Origin of the sequence: Delftia sp. K82 (assembly GCF_002193035.1) — a bacterium.
Lineage (GTDB): Bacteria > Pseudomonadota > Gammaproteobacteria > Burkholderiales > Burkholderiaceae_C > Comamonas > Comamonas acidovorans.
In genome coordinates this window covers 1,131,558-1,147,815 of the sequence record NZ_MYFL01000001.1, presented here as the reverse complement: position 1 = coordinate 1,147,815, position 16,258 = coordinate 1,131,558, and the positions used below count along the sequence as shown (strand labels likewise).

The 16,258-nt window shown below is 69.2% G+C and carries 12 protein-coding genes; 4 read left to right on the top strand and 8 right to left on the bottom strand.

What is annotated here, in order from left to right; all coding sequences use genetic code 11:
- Positions 1-1,329, bottom strand: a complete 1,329-nt coding sequence (locus KDK82_RS04995) for an ABC transporter substrate-binding protein (RefSeq protein ID WP_088164167.1) — start codon at positions 1,327-1,329, stop codon at positions 1-3.
- Positions 1,330-1,538: 209 nt separating this feature from the next.
- On the opposite strand from KDK82_RS04995, the gene KDK82_RS04990 reads away from it, so the two are divergent.
- A complete protein-coding gene (locus KDK82_RS04990) occupies positions 1,539-2,516 on the top strand; it encodes an alpha/beta fold hydrolase (protein WP_088164166.1) in 978 nt (325 codons plus the stop codon).
- Between the two features lie 35 nt (positions 2,517-2,551).
- On the opposite strand, the gene KDK82_RS04985 is transcribed toward KDK82_RS04990, so the two are convergent.
- Positions 2,552-5,086: a penicillin acylase family protein gene (locus KDK82_RS04985; protein ID WP_013801559.1), complete on the bottom strand. Its 2,535-nt coding sequence runs from the start codon at positions 5,084-5,086 to the stop codon at positions 2,552-2,554.
- 185 nt (positions 5,087-5,271) lie between these two features.
- Here KDK82_RS04985 and KDK82_RS04980 point away from each other — a divergent pair, with 185 nt between their 5' ends.
- Positions 5,272-5,652 carry a hypothetical protein gene (locus KDK82_RS04980; protein WP_012206605.1) on the top strand — a complete coding sequence of 127 codons (381 nt, stop codon included), beginning with the start codon at positions 5,272-5,274 and terminating at the stop codon, positions 5,650-5,652.
- A 147-nt stretch (positions 5,653-5,799) separates the two neighbouring features.
- Here the strand turns inward: KDK82_RS04980 and KDK82_RS04975 are convergent, their stop codons facing one another.
- The 4 genes from KDK82_RS04975 to KDK82_RS04960 form a co-directional block, all read right to left on the bottom strand.
- Positions 5,800-6,549, bottom strand: coding sequence for a sterol desaturase family protein (locus KDK82_RS04975; RefSeq protein WP_065348044.1), 750 nt, complete (start codon positions 6,547-6,549; stop codon positions 5,800-5,802).
- A gap of 19 nt (positions 6,550-6,568) precedes the next feature.
- The gene (locus KDK82_RS04970) at positions 6,569-7,561 is read right to left on the bottom strand and encodes an LD-carboxypeptidase (protein WP_065348046.1); all 993 of its coding nucleotides are present in this window, start codon (positions 7,559-7,561) and stop codon (positions 6,569-6,571) included.
- A gap of 328 nt (positions 7,562-7,889) precedes the next feature.
- A complete protein-coding gene (gene tadA, locus KDK82_RS04965) occupies positions 7,890-9,257 on the bottom strand; it encodes a tRNA adenosine(34) deaminase TadA (protein ID WP_256974397.1) in 1,368 nt (455 codons plus the stop codon).
- Positions 9,258-9,293: 36 nt separating this feature from the next.
- Positions 9,294-10,562: a branched-chain amino acid ABC transporter substrate-binding protein gene (locus tag KDK82_RS04960; protein ID WP_088164165.1), complete on the bottom strand. Its 1,269-nt coding sequence runs from the start codon at positions 10,560-10,562 to the stop codon at positions 9,294-9,296.
- 501 nt (positions 10,563-11,063) lie between these two features.
- Here KDK82_RS04960 and KDK82_RS04955 point away from each other — a divergent pair.
- Positions 11,064-13,070 carry a U32 family peptidase gene (locus tag KDK82_RS04955; RefSeq protein ID WP_088164164.1) on the top strand — a complete coding sequence of 669 codons (2,007 nt, stop codon included), beginning with the start codon at positions 11,064-11,066 and terminating at the stop codon, positions 13,068-13,070.
- On the opposite strand, the gene KDK82_RS04950 is transcribed toward KDK82_RS04955, so the two are convergent.
- Both KDK82_RS04950 and KDK82_RS04945 read right to left on the bottom strand, forming a co-directional pair.
- Positions 13,034-13,315: a hypothetical protein gene (locus tag KDK82_RS04950; RefSeq protein WP_012206611.1), complete on the bottom strand. Its 282-nt coding sequence runs from the start codon at positions 13,313-13,315 to the stop codon at positions 13,034-13,036. The two genes, KDK82_RS04955 and KDK82_RS04950, sit on opposite strands and share 37 nt — an antisense overlap.
- 10 nt (positions 13,316-13,325) lie before the next feature.
- Positions 13,326-15,668, bottom strand: a complete 2,343-nt coding sequence (locus KDK82_RS04945) for an FdhF/YdeP family oxidoreductase (protein ID WP_088164163.1) — start codon at positions 15,666-15,668, stop codon at positions 13,326-13,328.
- Positions 15,669-15,796: 128 nt separating this feature from the next.
- Here KDK82_RS04945 and KDK82_RS04940 point away from each other — a divergent pair, with 128 nt between their 5' ends.
- Positions 15,797-16,255 carry a GNAT family N-acetyltransferase gene (locus tag KDK82_RS04940; protein ID WP_013801551.1) on the top strand — a complete coding sequence of 153 codons (459 nt, stop codon included), beginning with the start codon at positions 15,797-15,799 and terminating at the stop codon, positions 16,253-16,255.
- Positions 16,256-16,258: the final 3 nt, after the last annotated feature.

Below are 16,258 nucleotides of genomic sequence, written 5' to 3'. Positions count from 1 at the left end.
CTACCGGGCCAGGCCGCGCGCCTCGGCGGCCAGCTTGGCCGCGCGCTCGTAGTTGGCACGCGCCTTGTCGGCCCACATCTGCTCCAGGCCCGTCAGCTCCTTGGACACGGCCACATCGCGCCGGCTCTTGCGGAACAGCTCCAGGAACTGCTCGTCCTTCACATTGGCTTCGCCCACCAGCGGCGAGTAGGCGATGTCGCGCGCCTGCGCCAGCAGCTCCTGCCCCTTGGCATTGGGCTTGGCCTGCAGGGCCTTGTGCGCCTCCTGGATGGCGCGCGTGGCGGCCTGCAGTTCCTTGAGGCGGAAGGTCACCATCTGGTCGAACAGGCTGATCACCACGGCATAGCGCGACTCGGACAGGTTGGCGTCGAACTGCACCTTGGCGCGCTGCGCCACCTCCTGCGGCACGGGGTAGCCGGCCGGCGCCTTGAGCTGGCTGTAGGGCAGGATGGGCAGACGGCTGATCTTGGGGTCGAACAGCAGCTGCTGGCCCGGCACCGACATGGTGAAGGCCATGAACTTGCGCGCCTCGTCGGCATTCTTGGCGCCCGCGATCAGCGCGATGTTGGCCGGCACCACGGCCGTCATCGCCGGGTAGGCGAAGTCCACCGGAAAGCCCGAATACTTGCCCGCCAGCCCGAAGAAATCGATCACGATGCCTATGCCGTACTGGCCGTTGTTCACGCCATCGGGCACGGCAAAGCTGCGGTCGGTCACGGCGGCGGCATTGCCCATCATGGACAGCAGCTGGCGCCAGCCCTTGTCCCAGCCCTCGCCCTGCAGGATGGTCTCCACCGTCAGCTGCGTGGTGCCCGAGCGCGAGGGCGAGGAGATGGCGATGTGGCCGAAGTACTCGGGCCGCGTCAGATCGCTCCACTCCTTGGGCGCCGCCAGCTTGTGCGCCTTCAGGTAGCGCGTGTTCCACATGATTCCGTAGCCGGCCAGCGCCTGGCCGTAGTACAGGCCCTGCGGGTCGTTGAGCGGGTAGTTGCCGATCTTGGCGGGCGCGTCCGGATTGCGCGTCTCGGGCGCAGCGGTCAGCAGCTTGTTGCGCGCCAGCACCTCGAAGGCATCAGGGGCGCTGGCCCACATGATGTCGGGCCGCTGGCCCTCGGGCAGCTCGCGCACATAGGCCACGGCGGCCGTGGTGTTCTTGTTCAGGATCTCTATCTTGATCCCCGGATTGGCCGCCTCGAAGGCCTTCTGGTAGGCCGTCGTCAGCTCCTTGGGAAACGAGGTCAGCACCGTCACCGTGCCGGCCTGGGCCGCCATGGCGGCGCCCCACAATCCTGCGGCCATGGCGGCCGTCAGCCATCTGCGTTGCTGCATTGCTGTCTCCTTCGGGTTGTTGTGCGGTCGATCTGCAACCCACTGTAGGCAGCGCCGGCCCTGCCGGCCAATCATTGTTTCTGATGCCGTGCATCAGCGGCGGCGGCGCTCGGGTTACTACCTGCGGGTCTGCCGCCACAGGGAAATCCCGCGCAACCGCTGTCCCGCCCCTGACTGCTGCACAGCAGCAAACCGGAATAATCGGCGGGATGCTGCAAGCCCCCTCTTCCCTCCCCGCCACGGCCGCTGAAGAAGCGCCCATCTACGCTCCCACACGCCCCTGGCGCTCGCGCATGGTGCCGGTGCGCACCATGGAGTACCACGTGCGCGAGTGGGGGCCCGTGGATGGAGATCCCGCGCTGGCGCCGCTGGTGCTGGTGCACGGCTGGATGGATGTGGCGGCCTCCTACCAGTTCGTGGTCGATGCCTTTGGCGATGCCTTCATGGCGGGGCGCCGCATCATTGCGCCGGACTGGCGCGGCTTCGGCCTGAGCCGGCCGGCCTGGCCTGCCGACCGGCATGACTTTGCCGACTACCTGGGCGACCTGGACCACCTGCTGGACACCCTGGTGGGCGATGCGCCCGTGGACCTGGTGGGCCACAGCATGGGCGGCAACGTGTCCATGATGTATGCGGGCGCGCGGCCTGCGCGCATACGCCGGCTGGTCAATCTGGAGGGTTTCGGCATGCCGGCCACCCGACCAGACCAGGCGCCCGCACGCTACGCGCAGTGGATGGACGAGCTGCGCCAGCTGCGCAGCGGGGGCATGGAGCTCAAGAGCTATGACAGCGTGCAGGACGTGGCGCGCAGGCTGATGAAGACCAACCGCCGCCTGCCCGGGGACAAGGCGCTGTGGCTGGCCCACCACTGGGCGGCGCCCGATGCGCAGGGCCGCTGGGAAATCCTGGGCGACACGGCGCACAAGCTCATCAGCGCCCAGCTGTTCCGCGTGGAAGAAATCCTGGCCCTGTACCGTGCCATCACGGCGCCGGTACTGGCCGTCGAGGCCAGCGACGACAGCCTGGGCATGTGGTGGAAGGACCGCTACACGCTGGCCGAGTACCACGAGCGCATCGGGCAGATTGCCGACTGCCGCACGGCCGTGGTCCAGGACGCCGGCCATATGCTGCACCACGACCAGCCGGCGGCCGTGGCCGGGCTGATCGAGCAATTCCTCAGCACCTGAGGCCTGCGCGCGCCGCTGCTGCAGCCTAATGCAACCTACTGCGGCCGCAGCATCATGGAATGGCGCCAGCGCGCGGGCGCCATCTGCAGCGGCCGGTAGCGGCCGTCGGCCCATTCGGCAGACATGTCCGCATAGCGGCTGGACAGGGCCACGCCGCTTTGGCCGGTCTGGTAGATGAACAGCGAGCGCTCGGGCTCGGCCAGGTCGTAGATGGCGCGCAGCGATGCCGCATGGCGGTTGGCGAACGGCGCCCTGGCATCACCGGGCAGGTACTGTCCCACGTTGACGGTGTAGCTGTCACCGCCCGAAGGCACGCTGACATTGAAGATGCCCGCCAGCAGCCCCACGCTGCCCAGCGGCCGGTGGCTGCTCAGGGCCGCATGCGCCGTGCCCCAGCGCCAGCGGCCCAGATCGCTGCCCTGCATGGACTGCAGGCGCACCAGCGCCCGGTCCAGCGCCTGGCTGACCTGGGCACTGCAGCCTGCAGCCGCGCACCACCAGCCGTCGCGGCGTTCCAGCATGCCCTCGATGCCTGCGCGGTAGTCGCGCTTGCCATAGGTGGCCGCAAAGGTCTGCGCACCAATGCGCGGGATCACCAGGCCGCGCGTGAGTTCGTCCACCCAGGCGGCAAAGATCAGGGGCGCGGCCTGCGCAGCGTCCATGCGGCCGTCGAACTGCGCCATCACCCGGCGCGCCTGCGGGGCCAGCGGATGTGTGGCCGGCGCTTCGTCCAGGGCCTTGAGCATTTGCGGCAGCAGGGCGCGGGCGGCCAGCGAGGTCTGGTCGTTCTGGATGGAGGCCATGCTGACCACGTCGTGCCTGTCCTTCGCCTCGATGAGCTCGGAGATGCGGCGGTGGCGGTACGGCAGGCTCCAGTCCTGGGTGAGGAAGTGGGCATAGCCCTCGCGCGTGATGCGCTGGTTGGCGGTGGCCAGATAGCCCAGCGCCGTTCCATCGTCCTGTGGAGCCTGGTCGTAGGGCAGCCAGCCCTGCCAGTCGTAGCGTGCCTCCCAGCCCGGCGCGGGCGCCACGCCGCGCAGGTCGTTGTCGGCCGCACGCAGCGGCACCCGGCCTGCGGCCTTGAAGCCGATGGCGCCATGCACATCGGCCGCGACGATGCTCTGCATGGGCGAGTGGTAGTCGGCAAAGGCCTCGAACAGCTGGGCCACGCTGCGCGCCTCGTTGGCCCGCAGGCCCGCCTGCACGGTGAGGTTGTCGGTGTCCAGCGCCGCCCAGCGCAGGGCCACGGCGTAGCGGCGCTTGTCGAGCACGGCCTCGTACTGGGGCTGCACGTCGCTGATCACGGGACCGTGGCGCGTGCTGCGCAGCGTGAGCTGCACATCGGCCCGGCCCTTGACCCTGATGCGCTCGCTGCGCTCGGTGAAAGGCGCCCAGCCGTCCGGCGTGCGGTAGCGGCCCGGGTTGCCTGGATCGATCTGCTCCAGGTACAGATCCTGCACATCGGGATTGGTGTTGGTGAAGCCCCAGGCCACCTCGCGCGTGCGCCCCAGCACCACGAAGGGCAGGCCCGGCAGGGTGGCCCCCACCACGTCGATGGGCGACAGCGGCGTGCCGTCCTGCGCCTGGCCGGCAGGCGACTGCAGGCGTGCGTAGTACCAGATGGCGGGCGCGCTCAGGCCCAGATGGGGATCGTTGGCCAGCAGCGGTTTGCCGCTGGCCGTGCGGCTGCCCGACAGCACCCAGTTGTTGCTGCCCTTGCCGTCGTTGGTGCCCGCATCGCGCACCATGTCGCGGGACCAGCGGGCCCAGGCATCGCTCGCCTCGCTGGCGGCAGCCACCTTGGACGCAGACGCAGCCTGTGCCTCCTGGCGGTACACGCCCAGCCCCCGGTAAAGCGCGGCCAGATCGGTGGAGGTGGCCGGCGCCTCGCCGGGATAAGGCGGCATCAGCTGCCACAGCTGCTGTGTGTCCAGTTGCGAGAGCGCGGCCAGCCGCGCGAATTCATTGCCCCAGTTGCCGCCCAGGTCCAGCGCCATCATCAGCGCCCAGCCCACGCTGTCCTCGGGCGCCCAGGCCGAGTTGTCGCCGCCGCCCGGCGACGTGTCCAGCAGCATGAACTCGGGCACCTGCGGGTGCTGGCGCATGGGCAGCGCCGCATAGAAGGCCGCGATGCCTTCGCTGTAGGCCTGCAGCGCCTCGCGCGCGTTGGCGGGCAGGGATGCGTACTGGCGCCGCGCCGCGCCGCGTATGTCCAGCGCGCGCATGAGCTTGTCGGTATCCAGCGTGGCCGGGCCGAGGATCTCGGACAGCGTGCCATGCATCAGGCGGCGGTTGAACTCCAGCTGCCAGCCACGCTCCTGCGCATGCACATGGCCCAGGGCACGCCACAGGTCCTGCGGCGAGAAGGCGCTGATGTGGGTGACGTCGGCATCATCGCGCCGCACGCGCACGGGCTGCTCCAGCCCGGCCAGCGTGAGCTGTCCGTCAAGCACCGGCTGCACGCGCACGGCATAGATGGCCAGCGCGCTGCCGGCCAGCAGGGCCGAGCCGACCACCGCCACGGCGCCCACACCCCACCACCGCGAGTTCAGGATTCGCATGATTCCCATTCTTTTCCCCACCCTCTGCTTTTTTCGTATCGTAGTGTTGCAGTTTGTAGCATATGCGCGCGCGACATGCTCACATTGCTCACGACAGAAAGCCGCGCCTGCAGGGCACAGGCTTCAGGCGACAATCACTGCCGGCCCTGCGCGCATGGATGCAGGGCAACCGACAGAAACAGGAAGTACGTGGAATGTGGCCTTTCAGCCTCTTGAAGAAGCTCACCCAGGACCCGCCCGTGGGCCAGCCCCGTGGTGACTACATCGGCTGCTACCTGCTGGGCACCGAGGCGCCGGGCCAGGCCGGCGTCAGCTATGTCTCGCTGGCCACCACGCGCGAGCAGCTGGAGGCCGACGCCCGCGCCTACCTTGAAGGCTTCGTGCGCGACCACCCCGAGGCGGCCGACACCGACCTGTCCGCCATCCGCTCCCTGCTGGAGAACCTGCCCCAGCGCCTGGACGCCCACCTGTCCGGCGACACGCGCGTGCCGCTGGCCGAGCAAGGCGGCACCGTGCTCTTCCTGCGCACCGGCATGCGCGCCCGCCGCAAGGAAAACGGCCGGTATCTCGAATAGCAGTCAGCCCCCACCGCCACCGTACCGAGCCTCAAAAACTGGCGCGGCCAAGAACAAGGGACAGCGAGCAAGGGCCTACGCCGGCCGCGCCGCCCCGCAGCGAGGCTGTAGTCCCCCACGAAGCGAGAGGGGAAGGCGCGCAGCGCCTCAGGGGGAGTTCTGCTTGTGCACGTCTTGCCAGCGCAGCATGTCGGTCACGCGCTCGGCCTTGTCGTCATCGAAGCCCAGGCGCTCCACCCGCTCGGCCGGATTGGCCCAGGTGCCGAACAGCAGGTCCCAGACGGGCAGGCCGTAGTTCTGCGCATGGTGGCCGTACTGGTGGTGCACGGTGTGCATCTCGGGCCGCTGCACGATGTATCCCAGCCAGCGCGGCGTGCGGATGTCGGCATGCAGGAACAGGTCGAACGCCCCCGTGAGGCCGATGGCGAAGGCGGCCGCCAGCGGGCTGGCCCCCAGCACCCAGTAGCTGGACAGCGCGCTCAGCAGCACGGCGGCCGCCGTGTCCATGGGGTGGGCAAAGAAAGCCGTGAGCGCCTCCACGCGCGGCGCGCTGTGGTGCAGCTGGTGGAACAGGCGCCACAGCGTGTCCGACCGGTGCGTGGCGCGGTGCCACCAGTAAAAGACAAAGCTGGTCAGCACAAAGCTCAGCGCGCCCACGGCCCAGGCCGGCCATTGCCGGCCCACGTCCAGCAACGCATGGCGGCGGATGCCGTCCGAGAACAGATGGCCTACCGCCAAGGTGGTGGCCAGCGTGCCCAGGCCCAGCAGCGTGGACAGGATCAGCCAGCGCCGGTCGCAATGGTTGCGCGAGGCCGGCGCGATCACCTCGCGCGTGAAGATGCCGACGAACATCAGCGCCAGCAGCGGGTAGGCCGCGAACTCCCACATCTGCAGCATGCCGCCTGCTCCTTGCCGCTCAGTGCACGTGGCCCCAGTAGATCAGCGCATCGCGCCCTTCGACCGACAGCGACACGGGCGCGCCCACGGGCAGCATCACCTTGGTCGGCACATGGCCATAGGGCAGGCCCTGCAGCACGGGGCACTTGACCTGGCTGCGCAGCCAGTCGATCACGGTCTGCAGCTTGAAGCCCTTGTCGTGCGAGCTGAGCTTGAACTCGCTGAACTGGCCGAACACGATGGCCTTTTGCTGGGCCAGCACGCCGGCATGCAGCAGTTGGGTCAGCATGCGTTCCACGCGGTAGGGATGCTCGCCCACGTCTTCCAGGAACAGGATGCCGCCCTTGATCTGCGGGAAGTAAGGCGTGCCCAGCAGGGAGACCAGCACGGCCAGGTTGCCGCCCCACAGCGTGGCGCCGCCGCTGATGTAGAAGTCCTTGACGGCGGGCTTGCCGTCTTCGCGCAGGCCGATCTTCGGCATCTGCCAGCCCGCGCCCTCGCCCTGGCCGCTGAGCAGGTCGTTGAAGCAGTCCAGCATGATGTCGTCCACGCCGCCCTCGTCGTCGGGGCGGCCGAAGTCGTGCACCAGCAGCGGGCCGGCCCAGGTGGTGGCGCCGGTCTTGGCCAGCAGGGCCAGCGACAGCGCCGTGAAGTCGCTCAGGCCCACGAAGCGCGTGCCGCCTGCGATGGCCTTGGCCACGGCCTTGTACTTGATGCCCGGCAGGATGCGCGTGAGGCCGTAGCCGCCGCGCGTGGGCAGCGCCAGGTCGGCACCGCTGGCCGCTGCGCGCTCGATGGCCGCCAGGCGCGTGGCGTCGTCGCCTGCAAAGCGCTGGTGGCTGCTCAACGCGTCGGCATCGATCTCCACCTGATGGCCCATGGCCTCCAGGCGGCGCACGCCGCGCTTGAAGCCGGCCTTGTCGCGCACGGCACCGGCGGGCGAATAGATATAGATGTGGCGCGGACCCTGGTCATGCGCATGGCCGCAGCAGCTGCCGTCGGCGGCATGCACATGGCCGTGATCGTGATCGTGATCGTGATCGTGGCTGTGGGCAGCGCCATGGTCATGTGGATGCTCGTGCCCATGGGCACAGCAGGTGCCGTCGGCGGAATGCACATGTTCGTGCGCGTGATCAACGGGTGCAGGCGCGGCAGTGGCTGCCTTTTTGCGGGGCGTGCCGGATGTGCTGGGTGTGCCGGGCGTGCTGGAAGAGCGGGAACTGCGCGAAGTGGCCAAGGTGGTTCCATGCCGGCCCTGGCCGGCATGCTCCATATTGCAAGGGGAGTGAAGACGGGGACCTGCCGCTGCGCAGCCCCGGCAAGGGGCCGGCGGCGCAGGCCTACGGGCGGAAGTATTCCACAGCACCGTCCACCATGCCGGCAGCACACAGGGGAACCCAATGGCCGCACGGGGATAGGCGCAACTGCGCTGGCGGCAGCTGTGGCAGCGCCTGCAGCCAGGCCTGGCGCCATGCGGGCGCAGGCATCAGCGCATCGTGCTCGCCGCCCTGCACCCACAGGCGCTGCTGTTGGCTCCACTGCACCAGCAACTCCATCGGCAGCGGCGGCATTTCGGCCTGCACCCGGGGCCAGGCCTGCAGCGCGGCGCGGTGGCCGGGTTGGGAAAACGGCAGGTTCCAGGCCTGCGGCTGTGCGCCGGCCTCCTCACCCACCTCGTGCATGGCGCGGCCCACGGGCCATGACGGCTTGCGCGCCGCCTGCGCAAACCATTGCACGCAGGCATCGGGCGCAGGGCCTGCGGGCCAGGCATTCATGAGCCAGGCGCCGCAAAAACGGGCGGGCTCGGCCTGCGCCACGGCCAAGCCCAAGTGCGCGCCATCGTCATGGCCGACCAGCACGATGCTCCGCAGGTCCAGCGCCAGCACCAGCTCGCGCAGCACCTGCACATGCCAGGCCGCGCTGTGCGCCTTCTCCTTCTTGGGCTGGTCGCTGCGGCCAAAGCCCGGCAGGTCGGGAACGACCACGCGATGGCCGGCCTGGAGCCACCCGGGCAGCATGGGCTGGAACAGCTGGCCCCATGAGGGGCTGCCGTGCAGGCACAGCCAGGTCAGCGGTGCATCGCGCGGTCCTTCATCGACCACGGCCAAGCGCAGGCCTGCCAGCGCCGGCAGGTCGCTGCGCCACTGCGGCTGGGCAAAGCCGCCAAAGGTGGAATCCGCATGGCGCAGCGCCGTGTCCTTGAGCGGATGCGGCTGGGCCGCGCGCTGCTCGGCGCGGCGCGTGCGAAAGAAGTCCGACATCAGGGCCGCGCATTCGCCGGCCAGCAAGCCGCGCGTCACCTGCGTGTGGTGGTTGATCTGCGGCAGCGCAAACACGTCCAGCACCGATCCGGCCGCGCCCGTGCGCGGCTCGGCCGCGCCATAGACCACGCGGCCCAGGCGCGCATGCAGCATGGCGCCGCTGCACATGGTGCAGGGCTCCAGGGTCACATAGAGCGTGCAATCGTCCAGCCGGTAGTTGCCCAGGCGCGCGGCCGCGTCGCGCAGCGCCAGCACCTCGGCATGGGCCGTGGGGTCGCCCTGGGCGATGGGCGCATTGCGGCCCCGGCCGACGATGGCGCCGTCCTTGACGATGACGGCGCCCACGGGCACCTCGCCCGCCTGGGCGGCGGCACGCGCCAGTTCCAGGGCGGCGCGCATCCAGGCCTCGTCGTCGGCCTGCGGCAGTGGACGGTGCTCGGCAGTCAAGGTGTCACAGTGTCCGGGCGACAGGGGGTCAGGGGGTCAGGGCAGCGGCTTGCGCACGCCCTGCGCATATTGGTAGAGCGTGACGACCGGCGCCTGCAGCTCGCCCTGGGGCGTGAAGGCAATCGGCGCCGTCACGCCGTCATGCCGGGTCTGGCGCAGATAGGGGATATAGGCATCGGGCCGGATGGAGTCGGCCCGCACCATGGCCTGGGCCAGCACCATGGTGGCGTCGTAGGCGTAGGGGCTGAAGACCTGGTACTGGTCTGGAAAGCGCTGGTCGTAGCGCTGCTTCCAGGCAGCGCCGCCCGGCATGCGCTCCAGCGGGCTGCCGCCCACGGCGCAGGTCACATTGCGCAGCGGGGACGTGTTGCCCGCCAGCTCGGGCAGGCGCAGCGTGCACAGGCCGTCGCCGCCCAGCAGGCGCACCTTGTCCATGGCCAGCTGGGCCATCTGCCTGAGCATGGGGCCGGCCTGGGCGTCCAGGCCGCCGAAGAAGATGGCGTCCGGCTTCTTGCCCTTGATGGCGGTGAGGATGGGCACGAAGTCGGTGGCCTTGTCGCCGGTGAACTGCTTGTCCACGATCTCGATGCCCTGCTCGCGCGCCTCGGCCTCGAACAGCGCCACGATGCCCTGGCCGTAGGCCGAGCGGTCATCGATGATGGCCGCGCGCTTGACGCCCAGCTTGCCCACGGCGTGCGCGACCAGCGCATCGACCATGGCGCGGTCGTCGGCGATCACGCGGTAGGTGGTGTCGTAGCCCGCCTGGGTGATGGCCGGGTTGCTGGCTGCGGGCGTGACCATGACGATGCCGCAGTCGTGGTAGATGGATGTGGCCGGCAGCGTGGTGCCCGACTGCAGGTGGCCGACCACGGCCGCCACCTTCTTGTCGCACAGGCGCCGGGCCAGGGCCACGGCCTGGCCGGGGTCGCCGCCATCGTCGCCGGCCTCCAGCTTCCAGCGCAGCTTGCGCCCGCCGATCTCCAGCCCCTTGGCGTTGAGATCGTCCAGGGCCATGCGCACGCCGTTTTCCTCATCCTTGCCCAGGCTGGCGATGGGGCCGGACACCGGCCCCGCATGGGCAATGCGCACCACCAGGGGCGCATCGGCCGTACCAGGTGCAGCGGGCGCAGCGGGTGCAGCAGGCGCAGCGGCCGTTCCGGGTGCAGCCGCCGCAGCGGAAGCCCCAGCCGACTGCCCGTTGGCCGGGCCGCTTCCCGGCAGCGCCCAGGCCAGGCCGCCGCTGCCCAGCAGGGTGCACAGCAGGGCCGGGCCGGCCCACGGGAAATGGCGAATCGAGGCGTGCATGGCAACTCCTGGAAAAAACGGTCAATCTGTGAAACAGGCGCCCTGGCAAACGAAATCCGCTGCGGCGTGGCCCACTCGGGCGCTGCCCGGCCGGGCAAGGCCTGGCGCAGAAAGCGCATCAGGCCCGGGGCGGGGCAGGCACGGGCCGGGGTATCCGGCATGGCGGCCCGGCCCGTGCAGTGCGCATCCTAAAGGATAGGCAAAAACCGGCGCCGCCCGCCAGGGCATCGGGCGCATACCCCCTGGCGCGCGTTTTTTCGGTGCTGCGGCGATAATGCTGCGCCTCACCGCAAGCGGGCTGCGAGGTTTTCGTCGCCGGACCGCCCCAAGAGTGGGGGCCTTTTTTTGTCGCCGGGCCGCCCCAAGACAAAAAGCGGCCCCCTTGGGGGGCAGCGGACCTTGCGCAGCAAGGGTAGCGTGGGGGCCAGTTTCCCCCGCATTGCGCCCGACGCCCGGCCCCCACGCCGGTGCGGGTACGAACACAGAACACCACAAAGCCCCATGTCCCTCCTGCCCCACCAGCTCGAACTCCTGTCACCCGCGCGCGATGCCGACATCGGCATCGAGGCCGTGAACCATGGCGCCGACGCCGTCTACATCGGCGGCCCGGCCTTCGGCGCACGCGCCACGGCAGGCAACGACATCCGCGACCTGCAGCGGCTGATCAACCACGCGCACCGCTTCGGCAGCCGCATCTTCATCACGCTCAACACCATCCTGCGCGACGATGAACTGGAGGCCGCGCGCAAGATGGCCTGGCAGATCTACGAAGCCGGTGCCGACGCGCTGATCATCCAGGACATGGGCCTGCTGGAGCTGGACCTGCCGCCCATCCAGCTGCACGCCAGCACCCAGACCGACATCCGCACCCCCGAGAAGGCGCGCTTCCTGCAGGACGCCGGCCTGTCGCAGATCGTCGTTGCGCGCGAGCTGGACCTGCAGCAGATCGCCGCCGTGCGCGCGGCCACCGACCCGGCGCGCACCACCATCGAATTCTTCGTGCACGGCGCGCTGTGCGTGGCCTACTCGGGCCAGTGCTACATCACCCACGCCCACACGGGCCGCAGCGCCAACCGCGGCGACTGCAACCAGGCCTGCCGCCTGCCCTACGAGGTGCTGGACGCGAGCGGCCGCATCATCGCCCACGAAAAGCACGTGCTGTCCATGAAGGACAACAACCAGAGCGACAACCTGCGCGCCCTGATCGACGCCGGCGTGCGCAGCTTCAAGATCGAGGGCCGCTACAAGGACATGGGCTACGTGAAGAACATCACGGCCCACTACCGCAAGCTGCTGGACGAAATCATCGAGGAGCGCGAGTTCTCCGACACGCCCCTGGCGCGCTCATCCTCGGGCAGCACCACGTTCAGCTTCACGCCCGACCCCGACCAGAACTTCAACCGCGAGTTCACCGACTACTTCGTCAACGGCCGCAAGGAAGACATCGGCGCCTTCGACACGCCCAAGACGCCGGGCCGCGCGATCGGCTGGGTCACCAAGGTGGGCGAGAACTTCGTGGAGATCGAGACCTCGAGCCGCGACACCGAACTGCACAACGGCGACGGCCTGTGCTACTACGACCTGCAAAAGGAACTGGTGGGCCTGCAGATCAACCGCGCCGAGTCGGTGGATGCGAAGAAGTCGCTGTGGCGCCTGTTCCCCAAGGACCCCATCGCCGGCTTCAAGGACCTGCGCAAGGGCCTGGAGGTCAACCGCAACCGCGACATGGCCTGGGTGCGCACGCTGGACAAGAAGTCCAGCGACCGCCGCATCGGCCTGTGGGCCGAACTCAAGGAAACGCCCGACGGCTTTGCGCTCACGCTGACCGACGAGGACGGCTTCACCGCCACCGCCGCCATCGTGCAGGAACACCAGGCCGCCACCGACGCAGCCCGTGCCGAGGCCACGCTGCGCGAGCAGCTGGGCCGCTTCGGCGCCACCATCTTCTCCGTGCATGACATCGGCCTGCAGCTGAGCCAGCCCTGGTTCGTGCCGGCCTCGGCCCTGAACCAGCTGCGCCGCGACGCCGTCGCCGCGCTGGAGGCCGCGCGCCAGGCCGGCTTCGTGCGCCTGCCGCGCGCCCTGCCCGTGGAGCCGCCCGTGCCCTTCCCCGAGGACACGCTGACCTATCTGGCCAACGTCTACAACCAGAAGGCGCACGATTTCTACATCAAGCACGGCGTCAAGGTCATGGACGCGGCCTACGAGAGCAAGGAAGAAGAAGGCGAAGTCAGCCTGATGATCACCAAGCATTGCGTGCGCTTTTCCATGAGCCTGTGCCCCAAGCAGGCCAAGGGCGTCATCGGCGTCAAGGGCACGATCAAGGCCGAGCCGCTGCAGCTGATCAACGGCAAGGAAAAACTCACGCTGCGCTTCGACTGCAAGCCCTGCGAGATGCACGTGGTCGGCAAGATGAAGCGCGCGGTGATCAACCAGCACGCCAAGGAAATGCAGGAGTTTCCGATGCAGTTCTACCGCACGCGGCCCGTGCCTTCGGCCAGCGCCTGACAGGCCTCGGCCTCTACCCACAAGCGCCCGCGCTCCGTCAGGGCCGCCAGCCACCGCCCCTCCTCCTGCTCCAGCCTGACCCAGCCCGGCCCCGGCGTGCCGGCAATGGGCGCATCGCCCATCAGCGCCAGGCAGCGCATGAGCACGCTGGCGCCCTGCCCCAGTCGCTTGCCCAGCCTGGGCAGGGACATGGGTGCGGGCTCGGTGGCCAATTCGCGCAGGATGGCGGCAGCCAGTTCTTCCATGCCTTGCACTTCAGGCCGCCATTTCTTCCAGCGCGGGAGACGGCACGGCAGGCAGCCTGTGCGCCACCAGCTGCACGGGAATGGACTTGGAGCTGGGCGTGCCCGCCACTATCGCCGTGGCTGACAGCGGCACCAGCGGATTGGTCTCTGGATAGTAGGCAGCGATGCAGCCGCGCGGAATGTCGTAGACCACGAGCCTGAAGCGCTCGGCGCTGCGCTGCTGGCCGTCATCCCACACCGTCTGCAGGTCCACCCAGTCGCCATTCTTCATGCCCAGGGCGCGGATGTCCTCGGCATGGATGAAGACCACGCGGCGCTGGCCGAAGACGCCGCGGTAGCGGTCGTCCATGCCGTAGATGGTGGTGTTGTACTGGTCGTGCGAGCGCGTGGTGAACAGCGTGAACACCGGCGATGCGCCGGGGCTGCGCGCGGCGCGTGCGCGGTGCACGGGCGTGTCGCGCGGCACGGCGTGCACAAAGAAGCCGGCCTTGCCCCGGGGCGTCTCCCAGATGCGCTCGCTCGCCGCATTGCGCAGCTTGAAGCCGCCCGGCACGGCCACGCGCGCGTTAAAGTCGTGGAAGTCGTCGAAGACCTGCTCGATCAGCTCGCGTATGCGCGCATAGTCGCCAGCCAGCTCCAGCCAGGGCACGGGCCGCTGCGCGCCCAGCGTGGCAGCGGCCAGGCGCGCGACGATGGCGATCTCGCTGAGCAGGTGCTCCGACGCAGGCGGGTTGATGCCGCTGGAGATATGGACCATGCCCATGGAGTCCTCCACCGTCACGCCCTGCGGCCCGGTGGCCTGCATGTCGATCTCGGTGCGGCCCAGGCAGGGCAGGATCAGCGCCTCTCGGCCGTGCACCAGGTGGCTGCGGTTGAGCTTGGTGGTCACATGCACGGTCAGGTCGCAGCGGCGCAGAGCCTGCCAGGTGGCATGCGTGTCGGGCGTGGCCGCCGCGAAGTTGCCGCCCAGCGCTAAGAAGACCTTGCCCCGGCCCTCGAGCATGAGGCGGATGGACTCGACCACGTCCACGCCGTTGGCGCGCGGCGGCTCGAAGCCGAAGACCTGCTGCAGCCGGTCCAGCAGCGCGGCCGGCGGCTTCTCCCAGATGCCCATGCTGCGGTCGCCCTGCACATTGCTGTGGCCGCGCACCGGGCAGGCGCCCGCACCCGGGCGGCCGATGTTGCCGCGCAGCAGCAGCAGGTTGACCAGCATCTGCACGGCGGCCACCGAATGCATGTGCTGCGTGATGCCCATGCCCCAGCAGACGATGGTGCTGCGGGCGGCGATGTAGACCTCGGCCGCCGTCTGCATCTGCGCACGGCTCAGGCCGGACTCGGCCTCCAGCAGGCCCCAGTCCTCGGCCCGCAGGTCCTCGGCCAGGGCCTCGAAGCCGGTCGTGTGTTCGGCGATGAAGGCATGGTCCAGCACGCCGCCGCACCCGTGCCCCAGTGCATCGTCCTGCGCGATCACATGCTTCATGATGCCCTTGACGGCCGCGATGTCGCCGCCCACGCGCAGCTGAAAGTAGTGCGTGCTGATGGGCGTGGCGCCCAGGGTGGCCATCTCCAGCTTGCTTTGCGGGTCCTGGAAGCGCTCCAGCCCACGCTCGCGCAGCGGGTTGAAGCTCAGGATGCGCGCGCCGCGCTTGTGGGCTGCGCGCAGCTCGCCCAGCATGCGCGGGTGGTTGGTGCCGGGGTTCTGGCCGAAGATGAAGATGGCATCGGCCTGCTCGAAATCGGACAGCTGCACCGTGCCCTTGCCCACGCCGATCTGCGGCTTCATGCCGCTGCCGCTGGGCTCGTGGCACATGTTGGAGCAGTCGGGGAAATTGTTGGTGCCGTAGGCGCGCACGAACAGCTGGTACAGGAAGGCTGCCTCGTTGCTGGCGCGGCCCGAGGTGTAGAAGATGGCCTGGTTCGGGTCGGGCAGCGCGTTCAGGTGGCGGGCAATCAGCGCAAAGGCGTCGTCCCAGGCGATGGGCCGGTAGCGGTCGCTGGCCGGGTCGTACACCATGGGCTCGGTGAGCCGGCCCTGGTCTTCCAGCCAGAAATCGCTTTGCGCCATGAGCTCGGCCACCGTATGCCGGGCAAAGAATTCGGGCGTCACGCGGCGCGCCGTGGCCTCGGCCGCCACGGCCTTGGCGCCGTTCTCGCAGAACTCGAAGGTGGAATGGTGGTTGCGGTCGGGCCAGGCGCAGCCCGGGCAGTCGAAGCCGTCGGGCTGGTTGGCCGACAGCAGCGTCTTGGCGCCCTTGACGGCGATATCCTGGCGCATCAGGGCCTGGCTCACGCTGCGCAGTGCGCCCCAGCCGCCAGCGGCCCCCTTGTAGAACTCGATCTTTTGTTCGGACATGGGCCGGGAGTGTTCCGCCTGTCCATGATCCAGGTCAAATCACATCTCCAAATGGAGAGATTCAGCAAATATATGAGCACGGCATCATTGCCCTGCGCCATGCTGGCAACCTCCGCACTGAACCACCGATGAACTCCACAGCCATACACACCGCCATCCCCGAAGACGCCGCGCTGATCGCCCCGCTGTTTGACGCCTACCGCCAGTTCTACGAGCAACCTGCGGATGCCGACGCGGCGCTGGCCTTCATCACGGCGCGGCTGGAGCGCGGCGAATCCGTGATCCTGCTGGCCCGCCGACCGGACGGCAGTGCCCTGGGCTTTTGCCAGCTCTATCCCTCGTTCTGCTCGGTGCTGGCCGCGCCCATCTACGTGCTCTACGACCTCTTCGTGGTACCCGATGCGCGCCGCCTGGGCGTGGGCCGCGCCCTGCTGCTGGCGGCCGAAGCCCATGCCCGCGCCACGGGCCATGCACGCATGGACCTGACCACGGCCCGCAACAACCTGCGCGCCCAGGCGCTGTACGAGTCGCTGGGCTGGGTGCGTGACGAAGTGTTCCTGACCTATGCGCGCCATCTGCAGGCTTGAGCC